This is a genomic window from Emergencia sp. JLR.KK010 (genome assembly GCF_037018265.1).
In the GTDB taxonomy this organism is placed as follows: domain Bacteria; phylum Bacillota; class Clostridia; order Peptostreptococcales; family Anaerovoracaceae; genus Senimuribacter; species Senimuribacter intestinalis.
On record NZ_CP143550.1, the window covers coordinates 725,401 to 748,132 of the forward strand.

Annotated in this window: 18 protein-coding genes; all 18 read left to right on the top strand. The window is 44.2% G+C overall.

The annotated features are described in order from the left end of the window. Positions 1–7: 7 nt before the first annotated feature. Positions 8–1,381, top strand: a complete 1,374-nt coding sequence (locus tag V1225_RS03490; protein ID WP_251614865.1) for an MATE family efflux transporter — start codon at positions 8–10, stop codon at positions 1,379–1,381. 447 nt (positions 1,382–1,828) lie between these two features. Further along, positions 1,829–6,604, top strand: a complete 4,776-nt coding sequence (locus V1225_RS03495; protein ID WP_338547577.1) for a right-handed parallel beta-helix repeat-containing protein — start codon at positions 1,829–1,831, stop codon at positions 6,602–6,604. A 170-nt stretch (positions 6,605–6,774) separates the two neighbouring features. Then, a complete protein-coding gene (locus tag V1225_RS03500) occupies positions 6,775–8,181 on the top strand; it encodes an alanine/glycine:cation symporter family protein (RefSeq protein WP_243151011.1) in 1,407 nt (468 codons plus the stop codon). A gap of 125 nt (positions 8,182–8,306) precedes the next feature. Next, complete coding sequence (locus V1225_RS03505; protein ID WP_161908569.1) at positions 8,307–9,290, top strand: DMT family transporter; 984 nt, start codon at positions 8,307–8,309, stop codon at positions 9,288–9,290. Beyond that, positions 9,274–9,837, top strand: a complete 564-nt coding sequence (locus V1225_RS03510) for a cysteine hydrolase (protein WP_160202505.1) — start codon at positions 9,274–9,276, stop codon at positions 9,835–9,837. The genes V1225_RS03505 and V1225_RS03510 overlap by 17 nt, the downstream gene beginning before the upstream one ends. A gap of 274 nt (positions 9,838–10,111) precedes the next feature. After that, positions 10,112–10,756, top strand: coding sequence for a thiamine phosphate synthase (thiE, locus tag V1225_RS03515; protein ID WP_338547578.1), 645 nt, complete (start codon positions 10,112–10,114; stop codon positions 10,754–10,756). Continuing rightward, positions 10,753–11,427 carry an HAD family phosphatase gene (locus V1225_RS03520; RefSeq protein ID WP_338547579.1) on the top strand — a complete coding sequence of 225 codons (675 nt, stop codon included), beginning with the start codon at positions 10,753–10,755 and terminating at the stop codon, positions 11,425–11,427. The genes thiE and V1225_RS03520 overlap by 4 nt, the downstream gene beginning before the upstream one ends. Before the next feature lie 3 nt (positions 11,428–11,430). Continuing rightward, on the top strand, positions 11,431–12,216 hold the full coding sequence (gene thiD, locus V1225_RS03525) for a bifunctional hydroxymethylpyrimidine kinase/phosphomethylpyrimidine kinase (protein ID WP_160202508.1): 786 nt from the start codon (positions 11,431–11,433) through the stop codon (positions 12,214–12,216). 16 nt (positions 12,217–12,232) lie between these two features. Then, the gene (locus V1225_RS03530) at positions 12,233–13,450 is read left to right on the top strand and encodes an MFS transporter (protein ID WP_251630837.1); all 1,218 of its coding nucleotides are present in this window, start codon (positions 12,233–12,235) and stop codon (positions 13,448–13,450) included. Between the two features lie 13 nt (positions 13,451–13,463). Further along, positions 13,464–14,069 carry a lactate utilization protein gene (locus tag V1225_RS03535; protein WP_338547580.1) on the top strand — a complete coding sequence of 202 codons (606 nt, stop codon included), beginning with the start codon at positions 13,464–13,466 and terminating at the stop codon, positions 14,067–14,069. A gap of 15 nt (positions 14,070–14,084) precedes the next feature. After that, positions 14,085–15,044 (top strand): signal peptide peptidase SppA, encoded by a 960-nt coding sequence (gene sppA / locus V1225_RS03540; protein WP_160202511.1) that lies wholly within the window; start codon positions 14,085–14,087, stop codon positions 15,042–15,044. Next, positions 15,034–15,696: an RDD family protein gene (locus tag V1225_RS03545; protein WP_161908562.1), complete on the top strand. Its 663-nt coding sequence runs from the start codon at positions 15,034–15,036 to the stop codon at positions 15,694–15,696. Before sppA ends, V1225_RS03545 begins: the two co-directional genes overlap by 11 nt. Positions 15,697–16,263: 567 nt before the next feature. Beyond that, a complete protein-coding gene (locus V1225_RS03550) occupies positions 16,264–16,635 on the top strand; it encodes a GntR family transcriptional regulator (protein WP_251630839.1) in 372 nt (123 codons plus the stop codon). Positions 16,636–16,639: 4 nt separating this feature from the next. After that, positions 16,640–17,503 carry an ABC transporter ATP-binding protein gene (locus tag V1225_RS03555; protein WP_161908560.1) on the top strand — a complete coding sequence of 288 codons (864 nt, stop codon included), beginning with the start codon at positions 16,640–16,642 and terminating at the stop codon, positions 17,501–17,503. Next, a complete protein-coding gene (locus V1225_RS03560; RefSeq protein WP_338547581.1) occupies positions 17,497–18,105 on the top strand; it encodes an ABC-2 transporter permease in 609 nt (202 codons plus the stop codon). The genes V1225_RS03555 and V1225_RS03560 overlap by 7 nt, the downstream gene beginning before the upstream one ends. Before the next feature lie 139 nt (positions 18,106–18,244). Continuing rightward, a complete protein-coding gene (locus tag V1225_RS03565) occupies positions 18,245–18,943 on the top strand; it encodes a response regulator transcription factor (protein WP_160202516.1) in 699 nt (232 codons plus the stop codon). Beyond that, positions 18,936–20,399, top strand: a complete 1,464-nt coding sequence (locus V1225_RS03570; RefSeq protein ID WP_338547582.1) for a HAMP domain-containing sensor histidine kinase — start codon at positions 18,936–18,938, stop codon at positions 20,397–20,399. The genes V1225_RS03565 and V1225_RS03570 overlap by 8 nt, the downstream gene beginning before the upstream one ends. A 229-nt stretch (positions 20,400–20,628) precedes the next feature. After that, positions 20,629–22,683: a sigma 54-interacting transcriptional regulator gene (locus V1225_RS03575; RefSeq protein WP_338547583.1), complete on the top strand. Its 2,055-nt coding sequence runs from the start codon at positions 20,629–20,631 to the stop codon at positions 22,681–22,683. Positions 22,684–22,732: the final 49 nt, after the last annotated feature.

Consider the following 22,732-nt stretch of genomic DNA (forward strand, 5'->3'; position numbering starts at 1 on the left):
AAGAAGTATGACAGAGAAGAAAAATTTTGAAATGGATATGGTGAGAGGACCAGTGCTAAAAAAGATGCTCAGGTTCTCTCTTCCTTTAATGTTTTCTAGTATTTTGCAGATTCTGTTTAATGCTGCAGATATTATTGTGGTGGGACGTTTTGCAGGGGACCATTCGCTGGCGGCGGTGGGTTCTACCACGGCGCTGATTAATCTTTTAGTAAATCTTTTTATCGGGCTTTCCATCGGCGCTAATGTAATGGCGGCTAAATACTACGGTGCGCGGCGCAGTGAGGCTTTAAAGGAGACCGTGCATACGGCCATTGCGCTTAGCTTTGTCAGTGGAGTACTGCTGACGATTATAGGGATTTTGGGTTCGAGACAAATTCTAATCTGGATGAAAACGCCGGAGGAGGTTGTGGATCTTGCAGCGCTTTATTTGCGCGTATATTTTCTTGGCATGACTGGAGTTATGGTCTATAACTTTGGCGCATCTATTCTCAGAGCGGTCGGTGATACCAAAAGACCGATGTACTATCTGGGGTTTTCCGGTGTTATCAATGTGGTGCTTAATTTGATTTTTGTAATTCCGCTGCGGATGGATGTGGCGGGTGTTGGTGCTGCAACCGCAATTTCTCAGTGGGTTTCGGCGATTTTGATTATCCAGTGCATGAGAAAAGAAGAAGGCGCCATGAAATTAGTTCTGCGGGAGCTGCGCATTCATGGAGACAAGCTGATTGCTATTGTAAAAATTGGACTTCCTGCGGGCGTACAGGGGATGATTTTCTCCCTGACCAACGTGATGATTCAGTCCTCCATAAATTCTTTTGGCGCGACTATCGTGGCAGGAAACTCGGCGTCCAGCAACGTGGAGAATTTTATTTATTTCCCTATGAATGCTTTTTATCAGGCGACGATTTCTTTTACCAGTCAGAATGTGGGAGCAAGGAGAATCAGCAGAATCGACAAGATTTTGACAAGAGGCGAGATGTGCGCCATCGGAATAGGTTTGATTACAGGCCTTTTGGAACTGGCATTTGCACCGTTTCTTCTGGGGATATACTCTTCCAGCGGCGCGGTGGTTGCAGCAGGTATGCGCAGGATGCGAATTATAGCGCCGACCTATGCGCTTTGTGGCGCTATGGATGTTATGGTAGGCGCACTGCGCGGCATGGGCTATTCTGTTATGCCAATGCTGGTTTCGCTGGTTGGTGTTTGCGGTCTTAGAATTTTGTGGATTACGACACTGTTTCAAATGCCGCAGTTCCATACGCTGGAGATGCTTTACATCACTTATCCGGTGACTTGGGGTGTTACAGCGACAGCACATTTGATTACTTTCTTGGTACTGCGTAAAAAGCTTCGCGAAAAGGCTGTTGCGAGACGGCTGTAATGAGGCGGGTGCTGCGAATTACATATATTCAAGAAAAAGTCCTAAAATATGCACGACGTTGTGCATATTTTCTTGGGAAATTCTTAAAATATGCACAAACAAAGCTGCTTACGGAGAATTTTACTGTCCTTTCGGCAGCTTTTTCAATGGGAACAGTACCAATGTGCATATTAAAGGTGTTTTTTTAAAAAATATGCATACCGATGTGCATATAATCGACATAATTACTCAAAATATGCACATCGAAGCCTGGGTAGTCTGAAAAGCTGCCATACGGTTAAATCTAATAGGATTCAGCCGTATGGCAGCTTTCCTGTTTTTGTAAGGGGAAAATCTAACCAAAATCTAACGAAAGTGTTGAAAAATCAACGATTGACAGCGATAGAAAAAGCGAATATAATAATATTGGAAATAATGAGAAGAAAGAGTAATGAAGGAGGGGAACCTGTGAGAAAAAGGCAAAAACCACAATCACAGAATAGAAAACGAATCATTGCAATTGGACTCTCAGTGGCAATGCTTCTTTCGGTACCTACGATGCAGGCGGCTGCTTTTGAATCGGAGGATTCAGAACATGCAGCTCTACTAGCAGAAGAAACGTTTGACGGCAGTGGAACTTTGACAGAAGAAAATTCTGAAGGAGAAAATTCCGCAGAAGAGGAAAAAAACGTAGTGCTTGCAGAAGAAGACAGTGAAACGGGGATGGACACTGCAGTACAGGACAGGAGCGAGGCTACGGAAACATCAGAAGCAGCAGAAACGGCAGAGGCTTCTATCGGCGAAAATGCGTATGATACGCTGCAGGAAGCTTTGAATGCGGCCAAAGAAGGGGATACAGTCTGTCTGCACAAAGATATAAACAAATCTGTCGTAATACGCAAGGCGATTACATTGGATTTGCAGGGACGTAGTATTTCAGGAAATGGTTCCTGCGCGGTCTATATCAATGGTGTGGACGCAAAGATTATAAACGGAACGATTAAGGATACGACTGCAACCAATGGCGCAGGCATTTATATCAGTAAAGCAGATGTCTTGCTGGAAAATATAAATGTGATAGGAAATACAGCGACCGGAGGATGGGGCGGCGGTATTTATGCCGCTTACAGCAGTGTTACTATGAACAACTGTGAAGTTTGTGATAATGTCAATACTTATTACGGCGGTGGCATTGCGCTGGTTGGAAGCAGTCTGAATGCGGATAAGACAACGATTGAGAATAATGAGATTCGGGAAAAAGTCTATAGCACCCAGGTTGGAGGCGGAATCTATCTTCATGATGAAGACAGTACCCTGAACCTGAAGAACTGCAATCTGAACGAAAATAAAGCCTGTCAGGGCGGCGCGATTTATGCAAAAGGCGCTGTCACATTGGAAAATTGTTCTATAATAGGTAATGAAACAAGCTATCAGGGTGGCGGCATTTACGCCAACGCGTCAGTCACTTTGAAAGAGTGCACAGTAACAGAAAACAAATCAGATAGTCACGGCGGCGGTATCTTTGCAAACGGTATTAAGCTCAGCCTGAAAAGCACTACGTTCAGCGGCAACTATGCGAACGGCAATGGTGGCGGCATAATGCTCAGCGGCGGAAGTAGCAGCGCGGAAATTGCTGATAGTACCTTTTCACAAAACAGTGCAGGCAGCAGTGGCGGCGGGATTGGTAGCTATGGAACAATTGTGCTGGAAAACTGCAGCCTGACAGAAAATACTGCTGACAGCAATGGTGGTGGTATTTTATCCAGCAGCAGTTACGGCGGCGGCAATGTGACCATGACTGGGGGCAAACTTGCAGGCAACGAGACGGCTCTCCGGGGAGGAGGTCTTTATCTGACTGGCGATGGCGCGGAGATAAGAAATCTGGAAGTATCAGGAAATCAGGCGGCTTCTGGTGGTGGTATGCATATCAGCACAGATGAAAATACTATCATTGAAAATGTTGTGTTTACCGGAAACATCGCCAGAGAAGCGGCGGCGGTTTCTTCCAGAGGCATCAGTGGCAGTGGGGATAAGCCGATCGTATTGAAAGCCTGCACTTTTACTAAGAATGCCGGTGAAAATACTGAAAGTATTTTCGTCGGAGGTTTAAAGAATATCTTAAAGAACTGTATTTTCTCTGAAAACAACAGTCCGCAAGGATGTATTGTAAATGTTTATGGGAACAGTTCGGAACTGTTCTTAGAAGATTGTCTTTTAGAAAAGAACACTTCAAAGTACGCGACGGTGTATAGCAACTGTAGTAAGCCAAGGGATGGTATAGAATTGAAGAACACCGTAATCAGGTATAACGAGGCAACCGGAACCGAAACAAATGCGACTGGAGGTGTTGCTGCGGACGGTAAAGGCTATCTGCGCATGATTTCCGGTGCGATTTATGAAAACACCAGCGGTGCGGACAGCGGCGCCAATGATTTGTTCCTCAGTGCAAACAGTTCGGTAGACGTTATTAAGGCTGAAGCTATGGAAGACGGCGAAACGTCTTTTGAGGGCTACACTTGGCATGATGAGACGAACTATATCAATGAAAAAGAAGGGCTGAGCACAGACAGCACCAGTGACAGATATTTTACCGCGGGTAAATACGATGATAGAATTGTTGCCCGCATTGGTGATGAAACTTTTAGAAGTCTGCAGGCGGCTGTAGACGCTGCAAAGACAGGAGATAAGATCGTTTTAATCGCAGGGGAATCTGACGGAAGCGCTGCTTTAACGACAAAATCCATTCGCGTTGAGAAGGATTTAACTATTGACCTAAACGGTCATACTGTGTGGATTAGAGGCAGCAGCGGGATTTCAACAGCAGCGGGAAAACTGAAGCTGGAAGGAACGGGAACTATTCACGGCACATTGAGAGCCGTTGAAGAGGGACAGCTTTCCGTAGCAGAAGGTGTTGTTGCAGAAAATCTGGTGATGAATGGTCAGAAAGCGTATCTCGATATGAGGCAGGATACTTTAAACCTGACTCTCGGCGCAGGCAAATCTGTGACACTAGGTCAAAACTTCGAGGTGGAAAATATTTCCATAGAATTTGATAGTACAGTACTGGCACAGCTTAACGGAGACGGATTTTTAGAACAGAATATTACGCTGATGACCGGTGCCCTCGATAAAAATCTTTCGGATAAAATTAATGTAAAAGGTCTGAAAAATCCTTTAGTAAGACTTGTGCAGAAGGATGATAAAATTGAACTTGAGAAGAAAATGCTTCAGGGTGTGTATCTGGATGGAAGCAAAGGCAGGGACAGCGCCGATGGTCTTTCCAAGACGGCGCCTGTAAAGACTTTTGAAAAGGCAAAAGAAATCCTGACTGCTCACGAAGAATTAGATACTATCTATATCATGGGAACGGTTAGGATAAGCGGCAGCGCGTCTTGGACTTTGGAAAAAGGACAGATTATGCGCTATCCGGAATATAACGGAAATTTAATTTCCGTACCGAGCGGAAGCAATCTTGCACTTTCCCATATCACCATCGACGGTGCGGCGTCCTACGGTCTGACTAATACGAAATCGTTAATCAGTCTCGGCGGTACTATGGAAATTGGCGAAGATGCGATTTTGCGAAGCAACAACGTTTCAGCAGCTTCTGGCGTGGAGTCACGGGGCGGCGCAATTATGTGCAGCGGAAAACTTACTATGAACGGCGGCGTAATTTGCAACTGCAGTGCAGAATTCGGCGGTGGAGTGTTCCTTTATGGAGACGGCGTATTTACCATGAATGACGGCGTAATGGAATCTAATATTGCCACTGGAAAGAGCAGAGCAGGTCAGGGCGGCGCTGTGATGATTACACATGATTCACAAATGATTATGAATGGCGGTGTGCTGCGTGGAAATCGTTCAGAAAGCAGCAACGGCGGTGCAATCTCTGTCGGCGGCTTGGCAGAAACAAATGCTTATCCACTTTTAAAAATCAATGGCGGCTATATTGCAGAAAACTATGCGAAGAGCTGTGGCGGCGGTATCTATGTAGAATGTAACGGTAAGGCGATTGTCAATGAAGAGATGAAGACCGGAGAAGTCGTTGGTATTCTCAACAATCGCTGTGACGGTGAACGCGGCTGGTTTGGTGGCGGCGGTATCTATGTCAACGGTGGTCTGCAGGATCTCGGTTATAAAAATGGCGTATTATATGTTTACAATGTGGCAGTATACAACAACGCCGCAAAAGGCATGCTGGGTGAGTACGGTGCAGGTCTTGCGGGCTGTGGTACTTCCAATACAACGATTTACGTGACCGATGGAGGCGTGTTCTATCAGAATCACAGCACAGAAGGAATTGCAGAGGATATTCTTTGCTCCAATGTAGATCATGGAACCGGCGTATCTTCTGTGCATGTGACTCCGGGCAGCCATATTTCCGAATATATGCTGGGCGGCGGCGCTTACCACTGGAAAAGTGTGAGTGGTGAAGAAATTACGCTCAGCGGCGTGCACAAAAGCGGTATTCACGCAATGCATACGGATTTAACGGCAGAGGCGCCGGAAATTGAGAAAGCTATGGGTCTTGCTGGTGTGTTTATTGCTGGTAATACTTCCGGTACTCGCGGCGGCGGTATTGGAAGCAATGGTGATGTGATTATTGGTCATCCTGATGACGAGCAAGATTTGAGGGACATCAAGGCTACTAAGGTTTGGGACGATAATGACGACCAGCACAAGTTAAGGCCCGAATATATCAAAATCTGGCTGGTAAGAAACGGAGAGAAAGTCGCATATGAAATCTGCAGACCTGACGAGAATGACGTATGGCAAGAAGTAACTTTTAAAGATCAGCCGATTGCTGACGAAAATGGAACTCCATATGCATATACAGTTGTCGAGGACAGAGTCGGACTGGATTACCGCTATGTCAGCAGCGTGGAGGAAGTCGAGGAAGTGCTGGTAATTACCAACACCTTTAAGCCAAATATACCGGTGATACCGACTACGCCTGATGATTCGACTCCGGATCCTGACGATCCGAACCCACCAATCGATATTGAGGATCCGGATGTGCCGTTGGGACCGGGACCTGGATCTGATGATCCTGAGCCACCAATAGATATCGATGATCCGGATGTACCGTTGGGGCCGGGACCTGGACCTGGTGACGATACATCCAGTAAATTCTCGCCGGAAACAGGAGACGATACGTCGCTTATGCTGCTTTTAGGCATCCTCGGTGTTTCAGTTCTGGCACTGGGTACGGCAGTATACAGCAGGAAAAAACGGATGCAATAAAGGATTACCGGCAGAGGGGAGTAATTTAGCGAATTAATTAGGAAAACAAAATACAAAAAAAGAACATTTTATTGAAAGTGTTCTTTTTTTGTGATAAAATACTATCATGTATTATAGCATATAGGATAATAAATATAATTACTATTATTTACTAAAGGAGAGAACGAACAATGCAAAAAATCATGGGATCACTGGTTACGATTTCAGACGCTATTGACGGCTGGATGTACAGTAACTTGTTATTTTGGGCACTGATTGTAGCAGGCCTTTTCTTTACAATCAGAACCAAGTTTGTTCAAATCAGACTGTTTCCGGAGGGCATCAGGGTTTTAATGGAAAAAAGTCATGATGGAGGAATCTCCTCCTTTCAGGCGTTGATGATTGCAACCGCCTCTCGTGTAGGAACTGGTAATATTGCGGGGATTGCAACGGCAATCGTAGCGGGCGGTCCTGGAGCAGTATTCTGGATGTGGATTATGGCGATAGTCGGAGCAGCATCAGCTTTTATCGAATCTACCCTGGCGCAGATTTATAAGCAGAAGGACGGAGAGATTTTTAAAGGCGGTCCGGCTTACTATATAGAAAGAGCAATGAAAGCAAGATGGCTGGGTGTAATCTTTGCGATTCTTTTGATTTTGACTTTTGCTTTTGGCTTTAACGGACTGCAAGCATATAATATCGCTTCTTCTTTGGAGCATTATGCCGGGGACAACTATGCTGCAGCAGCGCTGATTGTTGGCGTAATTCTGGCGGGAGTTTCTGCAATTCTGTTTTTTGGCGGCGCACAAAAAATCAGTACGGTATCTTCTGTACTGGTACCGATTATGGCTTCAGTCTATATTTTAATCGGCATTATCATTACCCTCTCTCACGTAAAAGACTTGCCGGCAATTTTCAGCATGATATTTGAGGAGGCTTTTGACTTTGAGGCAATCTTTGGCGGTTTTGCGGGTTCTTGCATGGTATGGGGCGTAAAGAGAGGTCTGTTCAGTAATGAGGCAGGTATGGGGTCTGCGCCGAATGCGGCTGCTGCAGCTGATGTCAGTCACCCGGTAAAACAGGGTCTGGTACAGGTTATTTCCGTATTTATTGATACACTGATTATCTGTACGACCACAGTATTTATCGTACTTTGCACGGGAAAGTACACTGTAGGCGGTGAGCTCAACGGTATTCCACTGGTGCAGGAGTCTGTGAAATCCATGTTCGGCGAGATTGGTGTAGGGATTATCACTGTGTCTGTTGCACTCTTTGCTTTTACCTCTCTCATCGGCAATTACTTCTATGCAGAAGCTAATATTAAGTTTATCAGCGAAAGCAAGGCTTTTATGACCATCTTCCGGCTGCTGGCAGTAGTCATGGTATTTATCGGTGCCAACTCCAATCTGCAGCTGGCGTGGAATCTGGCGGATATCATCATGGGCGGTATGGCTATTGTGAACATTATTGCCATGTTCTGCTTAGGCGGTATCGCAATCCGTGCGCTGAATAATTATGTTAAACAGAGAGAAGAAGGGATAAACCCTGTATTTAAGGCGAAAGATATCGGACTGGACAATACAGACCTTTGGAAATAAACAGAAAGAATCTAAGGAGCTGCTGAGACAGCTCCTTATTTTTGCATCTGCATTCTATTGATTTTCACGCTTCGCAGGACTATAATGGTTCGAGAAGAACATTTTTGCAGGTGAGGGAGGAACCCATGGATAAGAAAAAAGGATATATTTGCATTTTTATAGCGACGATTCTATTCAGCTCTATGGAAATTGTGCTGAAAATGTCAGCGGGAGAGTTTCATCCCATTCAGATTACGATGGGAAGATTTTTTGTCGGCGGCATTGTGCTGCTGCCTTTTGCCATATCAGGACTTCGCAAGAGAAATCAGCGCATTACGGGAGCTGATATCAAATGGTTTGCAGTGCTGGGACTCATCGGTGTGCTAATCAGTATGACATGCTATCAGTTGTCGATTTTACATATTGAAGCCTCAAAGGTAGCGGTGCTGTTTAGCAGCAATCCACTTTTTGTTACTATTTTTGCAGTGATTATTTTAAAAGAAGCATTGCCAGGGCATAAGCTGATTTCAGTCATCGGGGACTTGCTGGGCGTCATCTGTATCGTGCAGCCGTGGCACCCGGGACTCAATGTGGCAGGAGTAATATTTGTTCTGCTTTCTGGGATGACCTTTGCACTTTACGGTGTGCTGGGAAAGAGTGAAAGCAGAAAGCTGGGCGGTATCGCTCTGACCTGCGGCAGTTTTTTCTTTGGAAGCATTGAGATGATGACATTTGCGGCGCTCAGTCATATTGGAGGTGTCGGCGCATTTTTGGAAGGTCACGGACTTGGCAGCTTTGTCAATATTCCGTTTCTGGAAGGATATAACATGGGAAACCTGCCGTATTTTCTGTACGTGGCGCTCTTTGTTACCGGCATGGGGTACGCCTCCTATTTCATGGCAATGGAATACGTGTCTGCTCAGGAAGCATCTATGGTATTTTTCTTTAAACCGGTGCTGGCGGCTGCTGCTGCGGCTGTAGTGCTGGGAGATGAAATCCCTCCTACTATGATGGCTGGTATTGGACTAATTCTGGCAAGTTCACTGGTTTCCATGTACGGGGATCACAAAATGCAGCAGAGACAGGAACGTGAAAAATTGGAGGACGAAGGTCATGAGTATATTTCATAAAAAAGCGGCGCTGATTGTCATCGACATGCAGAAGGCATTTGTAGAGCCGGGTGCGGCGCATTGTATTGCCGGCGCAAAAGCAACAGTGCCAGCGTGCGCAAAAGTTATCGCAGAAGCAAGAGCGGCGGGCTCGCCGGTATTTTGGGTGAGACGGCAGTATCGCCCTGACGGAAGCGATGTGGAATTTACCAGAAAAGCAGCGTGGAAAGCCGGCGGCGGTACCATGGCACCAGGCTCAACGGGCATAAATAGTGAAGAATTGGCGGAAGGGCTTATGGCAGAGCCTTCGGATTATCAGATTATTAAACCACGATGGAGCGGATTTTTTCAGACAGAGCTGGATTTAATTCTGCGTCGTCTGCAGATAGAAACAGTGGTGCTCATTGGAACCACCACGCCAAACTGCGTCAGAACCACCTGCTACGACGCTATCGCGCTAGACTACGAAACTATCATTATAGAACAATGCTGTTCTTCCCAGACGGAAGAAATTCAGAGAGCAAATATGGAAGATATGGAGCACATTGGCGCAAAGATTATTTGGTAGTATGGATAATCACATTGACCGGTTTGCTAAAATTGACAAAATCCTGAGAATTTGTCAATTCTGACAATGTTTTAGGCAGATTTTATTGACAAAATTGACAGAAAACCGATTTTTTGTCAATTTTGTCAAAAAATCGGAGAAAAACCTGCGATTTACGCAAAAATAATGGGCGAACATTGACAAAATCCAAAAAAATATATGGATTTGTCAATGTCCGCCGTGGATTAACTTAGTTATTTTCGAAACACTATACTAGCAAAGAAAGGAACAGATTATGAAACTGACCCGTGAGAACTTGCTGCTGTATGCAGTGACAGACAGACACTGGCTAGGGGAAGAAACCCTGTATGAGCAGGTAGAGAAAGCGTTGAAGGGCGGTGCCACTTTTATTCAGCTGCGAGAGAAGAATTTGGAGAGAGATGTTCTCGTCAGTGAGGCGAAAGAAATACAGACCCTTTGCAGAATTTACGGCGTGCCCTTTGTCATCAACGATTATGCGGACATTGCGGCTGAGATTGACGCTGACGGTGTTCACGTAGGTCAGAAGGATTTGGAAGGGCAGAATGTGAGAGAAATCATCGGACCTGACAAAATCCTCGGCGTTTCTGCAAAGACAGTGGAACAGGCGAAAGCGGCAGAGGCGATGGGCGCAGATTATTTGGGTGTCGGGGCGGTCTTTCAGACTGGATCAAAAGAAGACGCTGCGGAAATCAGCCACGAAACGGTGGCAGAAATCTGCAAGGCGGTGAATATTCCGGTCATTGGAATCGGCGGCATTACCCGGGAAAATGTAGGAAAGCTTTCCGGCAGGGGTCTTTGCGGGGTGGCAGTCATCAGCGCCATTTTTGGGCAGAAAAATATCGAGGAAGCAGCTAGGGACTTGAAAGAAGAAGTGAAAGTGATGGTGGAAGGAAGATGAGTCTAAAAGGTGTCATTTTTGATGTGGACGGCGTACTTCTTGATACTATGCACGTGTGGACCGACGCAGGGGCAAGGTATTTGCAGTCTTTGGGCGTGAAAGCGGAAGCAGGTCTTGGTGACAAACTGTTTACGATGACCGTGGATATGGGTGCAGTCTACGTAAAGGAGCGGTATGCGCTGGCGCAGTCTGCGGAGGAAATTACGAGAGGCATTAACGGCGTAGTAGCGGGATATTATGCAGATGAAGCGGCATTTAAGCCGGGCGCGAGGCAGCTTTTGGAGAGGCTGAAGACAGAAAGAATACCTATGACGATTGCCAGCTCTACTACAGAAGAGTATATCCGCACGGCATTTGACAGACTGGGCTATACGGGTTACTTTGCAGAAATTCTCAGCTGCGTCCAGTGGAAAACCAGCAAAGCGGAGCCGAAGATTTTCTTTGAAGCCATGAAAATTATGGGCACAAAGCCATCTGAAACATGGCTTTTCGAAGATGGGCTGTACTCCGTAAAAACCGCTAAAACGGCAGGGTTGAAAACCGTCGGTGTTTATGACCCGGTAAGCGAAAAAGAGCAGGCGGAGCTGTCGCAGAAGGTGGATATTTATGTAAGAACTTTGGAAGAACTTGACTTTGATAGACTTTTGGGAGTGCCTTCCCTAGAGAGGTAGCAGATGAAGAAATTTACAGCATTAACGATTGCAGGAAGCGACTGCAGCGGCGGTGCAGGCATTCAGGCGGACATTAAAACCATGACCATGAACGGGGTTTATGCCATGAGCGCTGTTACCGCGCTGACAGCACAAAATACCACCGGTGTGAGGGATGTCATGGACATAACGCCGGCGTTTTTGGCAGCGCAGCTTGACGCCATTTTCACCGATATTTATCCCGATGGAATAAAAATCGGCATGGTTTCATCAGCCGCGCTGGTGGATGTTATCGCTGAGAAGCTAACCTTATACAAGGCAAAGCATATTGTTTTGGATCCGGTGATGGTTGCGTCCAGTGGTGCAAAACTATTGTCAGACGAGGGGATTAAAGCTCTTTGCGAACAGCTGATGCCCTTGGCGGAACTGGTTACACCCAATATTCCGGAAGCAGAGTTTTTGTGCGGAAGAAAGATCAAGACGCAGAAAGATATGGAAGCAGCAGCTCAGACAATAAAGGAAAAGTTTGGATGCAACGTTTTATTAAAGGGTGGACATCAGACGGGCGAACCCAATGATTTTCTTTTAGATAAAGATGGCAGCAGGTGGTTTTACGGGGAGCGGATAGACAACCCCAACACCCATGGTACAGGCTGCACTCTGTCCAGCGCCATTGCGGCGGGGCTGGCAAAAGGGCTGGAACTTGAAGTCGCAGTTGAACAGGCAAAAAAATACATTTCCGAAGCGCTTTCCGCTATGCTGGATTTAGGGGCAGGAAGCGGACCGATGGATCACGCCTATTGGGTTTGACAAGGAGCATTAGAAAATGAAATTTAGATTGAATTTTAGTTACGGGTGCATACACGGCACTTACTGGATGATTTACGGAATCGTCAGTAGCTTTGCGTCTGTGTTTTTGCTGGGAAGAGGCTATCTGAACACAGAAATCGGCATTATTTTAGCGGTCGCCAATGTGGTGGCGGTGGTGATTCAGCCACTGGTTGCTGATTTGGCGGATCGATCAAAGAAAATTTCAACCATCGGAATCAGCCAGATTATGACCATTATGATGATGGTGATGACGGTAGGCCTCTTTGTGCTGCAGGGAAAATCCGTGGCGCTTTCTGTGGTCTTCGTCTTGCTCATCGCCTGGCATACGGCGGTGCAGCCTTTGATTAATTCGCTTAGCTTTAAGCTTTCAGAAAGCGGTATCCACATCAATTTCGGAATTGCAAGAAGCGTAGGTTCGCTGTCTTATTCGCTATTGTGTGCAGTGCTGGGGGTGCTGGTTGCGCGCTTTGGTATTGAGGTGCTGCCTATCAGTGCGGAAATTGTCATGGCAATGATGGCAATCAGTCTTCTTATGACCAAGAGGCAGTACGACAAAACAAAGAACTGCGGCAAGCGGGAGGCGGCTGAAGAGACAGCGGCAGAGAACCTAACAGAAATGGTAGAAATTGCAGAAGACATCAATCTACTGGAATTTATTAGAAGAAATAAGCTTTTTTTTATTGCCAATATCGGTGTCATCGGGCTGTATTTCAGCAACTCGGTTATGAACAATTATCTCATGCAGATTGTGACGGAAGTTGGGGGAAACAGTGCGGATATGGGAAGAATTTTGTCGTTGATGGCGTTTTTGGAAATCCCGACTCTGGTATTCTTTGATAAGCTTCGGGCAAAATTTACTTGTCAATTCATGTTGAAAGTTGCGGCAATTGGATTTACAATAAAGATACTGATGTGCCACATCGCTGCATCGGTATCCATGATATTAGCGGCGCAGGTTTTCCAGCTTATTGCCTTTGGATTATTCCTGCCTGCCATGGTGCACTTTATCGATGAAATTATGAGCAAGGGAGAGGCAGTCAAAGGACAGTCGGTTTTTACCATGATGGTGACCATTACTACCATGCTTTCCAGCCTTGCCGGCGGTGCGATTTTGGATATCAGTGGTGCGAAAATGCTGACGCTGGTGTCTTTGATTATTACAGCAGCAGGTGCGGTCATTATTTTAGCGACAGTTGATCGAATTAAAAAATAAAGGAGTTATAGAGATGAACCTCGAAAAAACAGCGGCTTCATTTAAAGAGAAAGGCTATAAGGCGGTCATATTTTCTACAAAGGAAGACGCAGCAGATTATCTGAACAGGGAAATTGACGGGACTTCCGTAGGAATTGGCGGTTCTATGACGATCGAAGAGATGGGGCTTTACGAAATTTTATCCTCCCATAACGATGTCTATTGGCATTGGCGGCCGGCAGGAGGGATGTCAGTAGAGGAATTGACCATCCATGCGGCAGGTGCAAAAATCTATCTGACTTCCGCCAATGGCGTCAGTGAAACGGGAGAAATGGTAAATATTGACGGCAAGGGCAATCGCCTTTCAGAAAGTCTTTATGGACATAAAAAAGTATACTTTATTGTCGGCGCCAACAAGATTATGCCAGACCTGCAGCAGGCCATAGACAGAGCCAGAAATATCGCTGCGCCGAAAAATGCCAAACGTCTTTCTTGTAATACGCCATGTGCATTAAAGAGTGACAAGTGCTATGATTGCAGCAGTCCGGAGCGAATCTGCAACGGCATGGTAATTTATTTTGGAAAAATGTTCTCCTGCGAGATGGAGATCATTCTAATAAATGAAGAATTGGGATATTAATTGAAGGGAGAAAGTATGAAAACCAAACAGACGATTGGACTGGTAGTTGCAGTGATTTTGTTCATTGTAACCGGTGTTGCCAGTGTTATGACGAATACGGTTTCAGATAGGATTTTTGACCGTGCAACAGAAAAAATTTTAAACGGTGATGTGGAATTTGTGCCGCCGGCAGGAGAGTATATCGCTATTGTAGATATTGTGGGAACTATTCAGGCGCAAAGCGATGATTTGTACGGCACGGAGGCCTATCGCCACTCTACCAACCTTAATTACATTGACAGTTTAATCGACGATTCCAATAACGAAGGGATTCTGCTCTATGTGGATTCCCCAGGAGGTACTGTCTATGAATCTCAGGAAATGTATGACAAGCTGATGGAGTATAAGAAAGAAACGGGAAGACCAGTCTATGCCTACATGGCGCATACCGGGGCCTCCGGTGCCTATATGATTTCCATGGCAGCGGACACTATTTATGCCAACCAGAATACAGTGACTGGCTCTATCGGTGTCATTATGAGTGGCTATGATTTGAGCGGTCTTTACAAAAAGCTGGGTATCAAAAACATCGCCATCACAAGCGGTGCTAATAAGGCGGCAACCTTTAACGATGAGCAGATGAAGATTTATCAGTCCCAGGTGGACGAATATTTCAGCGAATTTGTAAAAATCGTAGCTGATGGAAGAAATATGACAGAAAAAGAAGTGCGCAAGCTGGCTGACGGCAGAACCTATACTGCAAAACAGGCGGCCCAAAATGGTTTGATTGATAAAATCGCCAGCTATGAAGAGGCAAAGGAAATGGTTTCCAATACGCTGGGTGTAGATCAGTACTACCGTCTGGATTCAGCAACAGATTTCTGGACTGCACTCTTTGCAAAGGTTGAAAACCTGCTGCCGAAATCGGACAGTCAGGTACTGAAAGAAACCGCTGAAGAATTTGAAAGCGGGGTGTTTATGTATTATGTGCAGTAATACCAACTGTCAGGTGCAGGTGTACGCAGGATTCTGGGCGCGCCTTGCAGCCTACCTCATTGATATGGTGCTGGTATGGCTGGGTCAGCTGGTGGTGCGTCTGGTACTGTTTCTCAGCTTCGGCATGCTTTTGGAAAACAATCCGCTGGACAGCAGCTTCCTGTTCCAGTACTCCTTTAGAGATGGTATTTTGTACGCAGCAGGCGCTGTCTATTTTGTACTGTGCACCTACTATGCAGGAGCAACCCTTGGGAAAAAAGCGCTGAACTTAAAGGTGGTAAGTGCAGATGCGGAAAAGCTGAGTTTTGTAGATGTACTTTACAGAGAAACTATCGGCAGATTTCTGTCCTCCTTTATTCTCGGTATCGGATATATTCTGGTGGGAATTACTAACGAGAAAAAGGGACTCCACGATATTCTCTGCGACACCAGAGTGGTCTATGAGAAGAAGATACCGACCTATATTAACGGAGATATCAATAAGCGGTATCGGCAGGTTGACTCAGTGGATGTGCCAACGCCGTCTGTGCCTCCGGCATCTTCGATACCGCCGCGCGTGCCGCCAACGCCTCCGACAGGCGATATCTACGAGCGCTACATGCACGTAGATTCGAATCAGGGGCCGAAGGAGCGTAAAGAAGACGAAAAATAAGAAATTTAAAGAGGGCAGCTGTATTGACGGGTAATCACCGTTCATGCAGCGCCCTTTTTTGTTGTGGAAGGATTGGTGTGAGGACCCGCGGCCAATGTCCACTACCCAATAACTAGGGCTGTGCGCCGACAATCCTTGTTTTTTCTGTGTATATGGCGCATTACCTCAGTAAAACGCCATCTTTGGAATATTTTCCTGTATACATGGCGTGCCCCCCTTTGCGGCACGCCATGTTTTATGGTTATTTAGAGTGGTGATGGCGCGCTACCTCAATAAAACGCCATCTTTGACCTAAATTTAAAAAGAACTGGCGGATTTAGCAGTAGCTGCCCTTAGCTATCGTTCAAATCTTTAGAGTGCGCGCCATTTCGCCCTCTAAAAAGCAAGGAAGATGGCGGATTTCTTCAGGTGTACGCCATGTATACAAAAAAATCCGCCAAAGATGGCACGCAGTCGGACGAATCTGCTGTCCTCTCATTAAAATTATAAAAAAGCCTTGACAAACTGTTATAACTGTATATACTGTATATATACGGTAAATCATACACCGAATCAAAGGAGGCCACCTTGGATATTATTATTAGCAATGCAAGTCAGCAGCCGATTTATGAACAAATCTATCTGCAGATTAAGAATCAGATTATTGCCGGTATGCTCGCAGAGGGAGACGCACTGCCGTCCATTCGCTCTCTGGCGAAGGATCTTAGAATCAGCGTGATTACTACAAAAAGAGCTTATGATGAGCTGGAGCAGGAGGGGTTTATCTATACCGTAGCGGGTAAGGGCTGTTTTGTAGCAGAGCAGAACACCCAGCTGATTCGAGAAAATCATCTAAAGCAGATTGAAGCTAAGATGATGGAGATTTTAGAACTGGGAAAGGTTTGCGGTCTGACTTGTGGGCAGCTTGCTGAAATGTTGATGTTGCTGGAGGAGGAGTAAAGAGATGAGCTATGAGAATGCCATTGAACTGAAATCTGTGAGCAGAAAGCTGGACGGATTTGCCCTGGAGGATATCACTTTTAATTTGCCAAAGGGCTGTATTCTGGGTCTGATTGGGGAAAATGGCGCAGGAAAAACTACTACCATCAGGCTGATTATGAATACTTTGAAGAGAGACAGCGGAATGGTGCAGGTGCTGGGGATGAGTAACGAGGATGCCGGCTTTGACAGGCTGAAGGAAGAGATTGGCGTAGTTCTGGATGAGGCGACCTTTCCGGGTGTGCTCAATGCCAGTGATGTAAATAGGATTATGAAAGCTACTTATCGGAAGTGGGATGAGGAAACTTATTTTGGATATCTTACCAGACTGGGTCTGCCAAAAGAGAAAGCCTTCAAGGATTTTTCCAGAGGCATGAAGATGAAGCTTTCTATTGCGGCTGCGCTTTCTCACGACCCGAAGCTTTTGGTTTTGGATGAGGCAACCAGCGGATTAGACCCAATCGTGCGAGATGAAATTCTGGAGATTTTCTATGATTTTACCAGAGAGCCGGATCACTCTATTCTGATTTCTTCGCATATATTAAGCGACCTTGAGAAACTTTGCGACTATATTGGGTTTATCCATCAGGGAAAGCTTTTGTTCTGTAAGGAAAAGGATTTGCTTTTGGAGGAATACGGGATTTTGAAGTGCAGCAAAGAACAGTTTGCTGATGTGCCGGCTGAAGCCGTGGCAGGCATGCGCACTGGTCAGTATGGGATTACGTGTCTGGTGAAAAGAGAACTGGTCAGCGATGTTTTTATGCTGGAGAAGGCTACCATCGAGGATATTATGCTGTATATGACGAAAGGAGTGCGGGGGAAATGTTAAGGGGACTTTTAATTAAGGACAGTATGGTGCTTTTTAGACAGTTAAAGCTGTTTTTCATTTTAATGATTGGATTTGCAATAATTCAAAATGAGGCAACCAATGGGTTTGCGCTGATGTATATGACTATGCTACCGATTACGGCACTGGCTTTTGATGAACAGTCGAGATGGGGCACTTATGCGCAGATGATGCCTTATAAGATTAGGGATATCGTAATTTCCAAGTATCTAATCGGCATAATCGGCGCAGCATTAGTTGCTGTCATCGAAATCGTTTCCTCGGCTGTATTCATGCTGGTAAGGGAAGGCAATCTGGAACTCCTCACGGAAAAACTTTTAGTTTTGCTGCTGGTATTCTGCTGCAGTTTGGTTCTAATGTCAATCAACCTGCCGATTATTTTTAAGATGGGTGCTGAAAGGGGCAGAATTGTCTATATTTTAATCACGGTGGGGCTGGCATTTTTAACTGTGCACAGCATTGACCTGGAATTCTGGAATTTTAACCCGAGAATCTATCTTGTTGCTGGTGTGTGCATCTCAGCTTTAGCAGTGATTGTTTCCATGGGGATTTCCATGAAGGTGTACAAAAGGAAATATCAATAGGTGGTTACTTACAGGGACTTGCGCTTGCGAGTCTCTTTTCCTTTTCTTAAAAATTCTTAAATTCTATGGGTTTTACTATATTTTTTTGTAATATCGGTATAAAATAGGAAGTGCAGAAGGGGAAGAGAAAGGACAGTTTATGATGCAATATAAGATTTTAGTTGTGGACGATGACCCGAATATCAGAGAGGTTTTAACCGTGCTGCTTGGCAGTGAAGGATACGTTGTCGACCAGGCCGAAAATGGAGAAATTGCACTGGAAAAGATAAAAGAACATAAGCAGGTAGACCTGGTAATATTAGACATCATGATGCCGGGTATGTCCGGTGTGGAAGTATGTGCCAAAATCAGAGAAACCTCATCGGTGCCGGTTCTATTCTTGACGGCAAAGTCTCAGGAGCAGGACAAGGTGGAGGCTTATTCTGAGGGTGGTGACGACTATCTGGTGAAACCGTTCTCACAGACGGAGCTTTTGATGAAAGTAAAATCCCTGCTTCGCAGATATAAGGAGTATTACAGCAGGTTTCCTCTTACAACGGAAGAGACCCTTGTCGGTGGAATTTCCATTGACAGCAAATCGAGAGCGGCGGTTCGAGGCGACAAAAAGATTCCGCTAACAGATAAAGAATATGATATTTTGCGCTATTTCATAGAGCACCGTGGCGAAATCGTAGAGAACAAAGACCTTTACGAAGGTGTATGGGGAGAAAAGTATCTGCCGTCTGCGGGCAATACTATTATGGTGCATGTTTTGAATCTGCGTAAAAAACTGGAAGAAGACGTAAATAAACCGAAAATCATCAAGACAGTGTGGGGAAAGGGGTACAAGGTTGAGTAAACAGAAAAAATTTGTTTCCCTTAACCTGAAAATGGCAATCGTCACTCTGATGGGGATTTTTCTGGCAATATGTATGTATTTGGTCAGCACCTGGTTTTCAAACTATATGATTAGTGTCAACTTTACCAGCGAACCGGCAATTGAGCGTAATGTCAATGCTGCTTTTGAGGACTTAGAGCAGTATATTGAGGAGCATCACGTGAAGGCGACGGATACGGATGTGCTCCGGGAGTGGGTATCTGATCAGGATTACACCTATCTTTACATATGGGACAATGAAAACGTAATGCTAGATGCAGGATGGGCGGTGACGTCTAACGAGAATACGGTAGATGAAGGAATTACAGAGGACAGCGATACACAGCTTGAGAATTATCTGCCGCAGCAGAAGGTGGCGCGAATTGAGCCGGAGTCTTTTCAGGAAGATGTAAGAAATCGAATTATTCAGTACGCAGATAAAAAGTATTATACCTATATCGATATATACAAAGAAGAAGGCTGGAGACAAATTACCGAGACTGTCAGTCTGGTTTTGAGTTTTTTGACTTTATTTCTGGTGCTGCTTTTATACCACGGGTATATAGCAAAGCGTATTATGACTCTGGCAACGGAGGTAAATATTGTAAGTGATGGAAAACTGGATCATGAAATCAAAGGCACGCGTAATGATGAAATCGGCATGCTGGCTGACGGTGTGAATGTCATGAGGGACTCCATTTTACAAAAACATCAGAGTGAAAAAGATGCGTGGGAGGCTAATAATCAGCTGATTACTTCCATGTCTCACGATATCAGAACGCCGCTGACATCCATGATAGGATATCTGGATATCATTGAAGGAAGAAAATACGAAAGCCAGGAGGACTTGGAACGATATATTGCTTCTTGCAGGGATAAGGCTTTCCAATTAAAGGATTTATCTGACAAGCTGTTTCAGTATTTTCTGGTCTTCGGAAATAAGGGAACTGACAGGGAATTGGAAGTATTCGATGCGAGTATTTTGTTTCAGCAGCTTTTATCTGAGCACAGTGCGGAGATTATCAGCTATGGATATCAGGTAGAATTCTACTTTAATATACCAGAAGTGCAGATTAGAGCGGATATTTCTGGTTTACGCAGACTATTTGATAATATTTTTTCTAACATTATGAAGTATGCAGACAAGAATGAAGTAGTCTGCATTTATGCAGAGACGGAAGCTGAGAATGTCAAGATTTTGGCGATTAACGGCATGCCTGAGGAAGCGAAGAAAGTGGAAAGCACGCGAATCGGGCTGAAGACCTGCGAAAAAATCTGCAGCGACCTTGGCGGCGATTTTTCTTACGATGAACAGGAACGTATCTTTACGGTGAGAATTCTGATTCCGACTTTGCCGGCAGAAGAGCTGGAGCAGGAAGAAAATACGCAGGCAGAGGAAGTGCAGAAAACGGCTGAGGAAATTTTAATCGGCGAGTAATTTGTAATTAAGATTGAGCAGAATATAATGAATAAGCTTTAAAAGTTAGGAATTTAAGCGCAGTGGCTGTTTGGTTGCTGCGCTATTTTTATATTGGAGAAAGAATTTCTTGACTAAAGTATTAAATGTGTTAAAGTAATGTCAATATCGATTATAAATTTAGCTAGAGATATTAAATGAATGTTGCTAAAGGTTTTTTGCGCATTTTGTTAGAAAGGGAGAATGTAAAATGAAAAAGATTGCAATAATAGCAACGGAAAAGGAATATGCTAAATATCTGAAAGAAACTCTTGAGAAGTATATCGGAAAGTATGCACAATCAAACGAGTATTCTTTAGAGGAGTTTGAATCACTTATGACTATAGAAGAGGAATATGGAATAGTTGCTAGCTCGGATGTTATGCATCGTGTGCGTAAAAAGGCTGGGGTGGATATGGAAGTGATATTGATATCACTTTCTCTTAGCAAAATGCAAATGAAAATGTTAGAAGCTTTGCCCAAGGGAGCAAGAGCACTACTTGTTAATATTGATTATAGCCATTGCATGAGGTTGATGGAATTGTTATATAATGGCGGATTCTCTGATGTGGAATTGTTTCCGTATTTTGGAATTGGTGAATATGATAGGGACATAAAGTTTGCAATTACACCCAATGAATTGCAACTGATTCCAGAGAGTATAGAAACTGTGATAAATTTGGGCGAATCTGTTATAAACATGGATGTGCTGTACTTGATTGCTGAAAAAATCGGAGTGTATAATGAATTCGTGGAGAATGAAGCGTATGAAATTCGAAAAGAGTTTTTTTCGAATATGGATAAATTGCTCGATGAACGAAAGACTTTAAGAGAGAGCATTAAAATATTTATCCAGTTTCTAGAAGAAGGTATTATTCTTATTGATGAAAATGAAAGAATTTACTTATGTAATAAAACTGCGTCAGAAATGATGTTGCCAAGGACAAAGCGACTAGACGGAAGTTATGTGTATGATATATTTCCGGAATTAAAGAATAAAAAGGATATTCAATTTATAAAGCTTGAGCAAGAAAGGCTATGCATATCGACTTTTGAATTGAAACAAGGCGAAGAAATTCTAGGGAATATTATTTTTCTTTCAAGATGGGAGGAACCGTTAAAGCAAAAAATAAATTCTGAGTTGAGTGATGCGCCACATGGCGCTCGATTCACTTTTGAGGAGATTATTGGGGAAAGTCAAATCATTAAAGAAAAAATTGCATATGCAAAGGGAATTGCAAAGAACAATTATCCGGTATTAATTACGGGCGAAAGTGGCACTGGAAAAGAGGTTTTTGCACAAAGTATACATAATGAATCAGAACGATGTGGATTTAATTTTGTTGCGATAAATTGCGCGGCTATTCCAGAAAATCTATTGGAAAGTGAACTGTTTGGATATGCAAGAGGTGCATTTACGGGAGCAAATAAAGAAGGAAAAGTTGGTTTGTTTGAGTTAGCGCATAAGGGTACTCTTTTTCTTGATGAAATAGGTGAAATGCCGCTTTTATTACAAGCTAAACTCTTAAGGGTGCTTGAAGAACATAGAATTATGCCAGTGGGAGCGAATAAGACGATTTCTGTTGATGTAAGAATTATAGCAGCTACAAACAAGAATTTGTATGATATGGTAAAACGCAAATTGTTTAGAGAAGATTTATATTATCGAATTAATGTGCTGCCGTTGGAGCTACAAAGTCTTAAGGAAAGGCCAGAAGATATTTTGCCTCTTTTTTATTATTATGCAAGGAATGCAAATAAGAAGATTGTCCTTACAAAAGAGGCGGAGAAAAAAATTCTATCACACACATGGCATGGAAATGTGCGTGAATTAAGGAATATGGTTGAATACTTGACATGCTATAATAAAAGAATTATTGATGTAGATGCATTTCCTCCAAGCTGGGAAGAAGATACAGTGATAGAAGAAGATGCGGAGGGATACGAGGAAACAATGTCAGATTCTTTAATGGAAAAATTTATTTTGTTGGAAGGAAGAAATATTTCGCTACATAGATTGGTCTTAAACGTGCTGAAGGAGAGTTGCGAAAAAGGTGAAAAACTTGGGCGTGTTAGAATGTTAGAACGTATTGGAGAGGATAATCCGCACATCACAGAAGGAGATATCAGGTATTCTTTGAAAGTGCTTTCTGAGTATGGATTCGCTATAGCAGGACGAGGAAGGTCAGGTACTGTGATTTCTAAGGAGGGGAAAGCGATTTTGAAACATTTGGAATATGATAAGATTGGCTTTATAAGAAAGTGAAATGATGACAAGATACTAATCCCGGAATTCTTTTATATTTAGGCTTTAT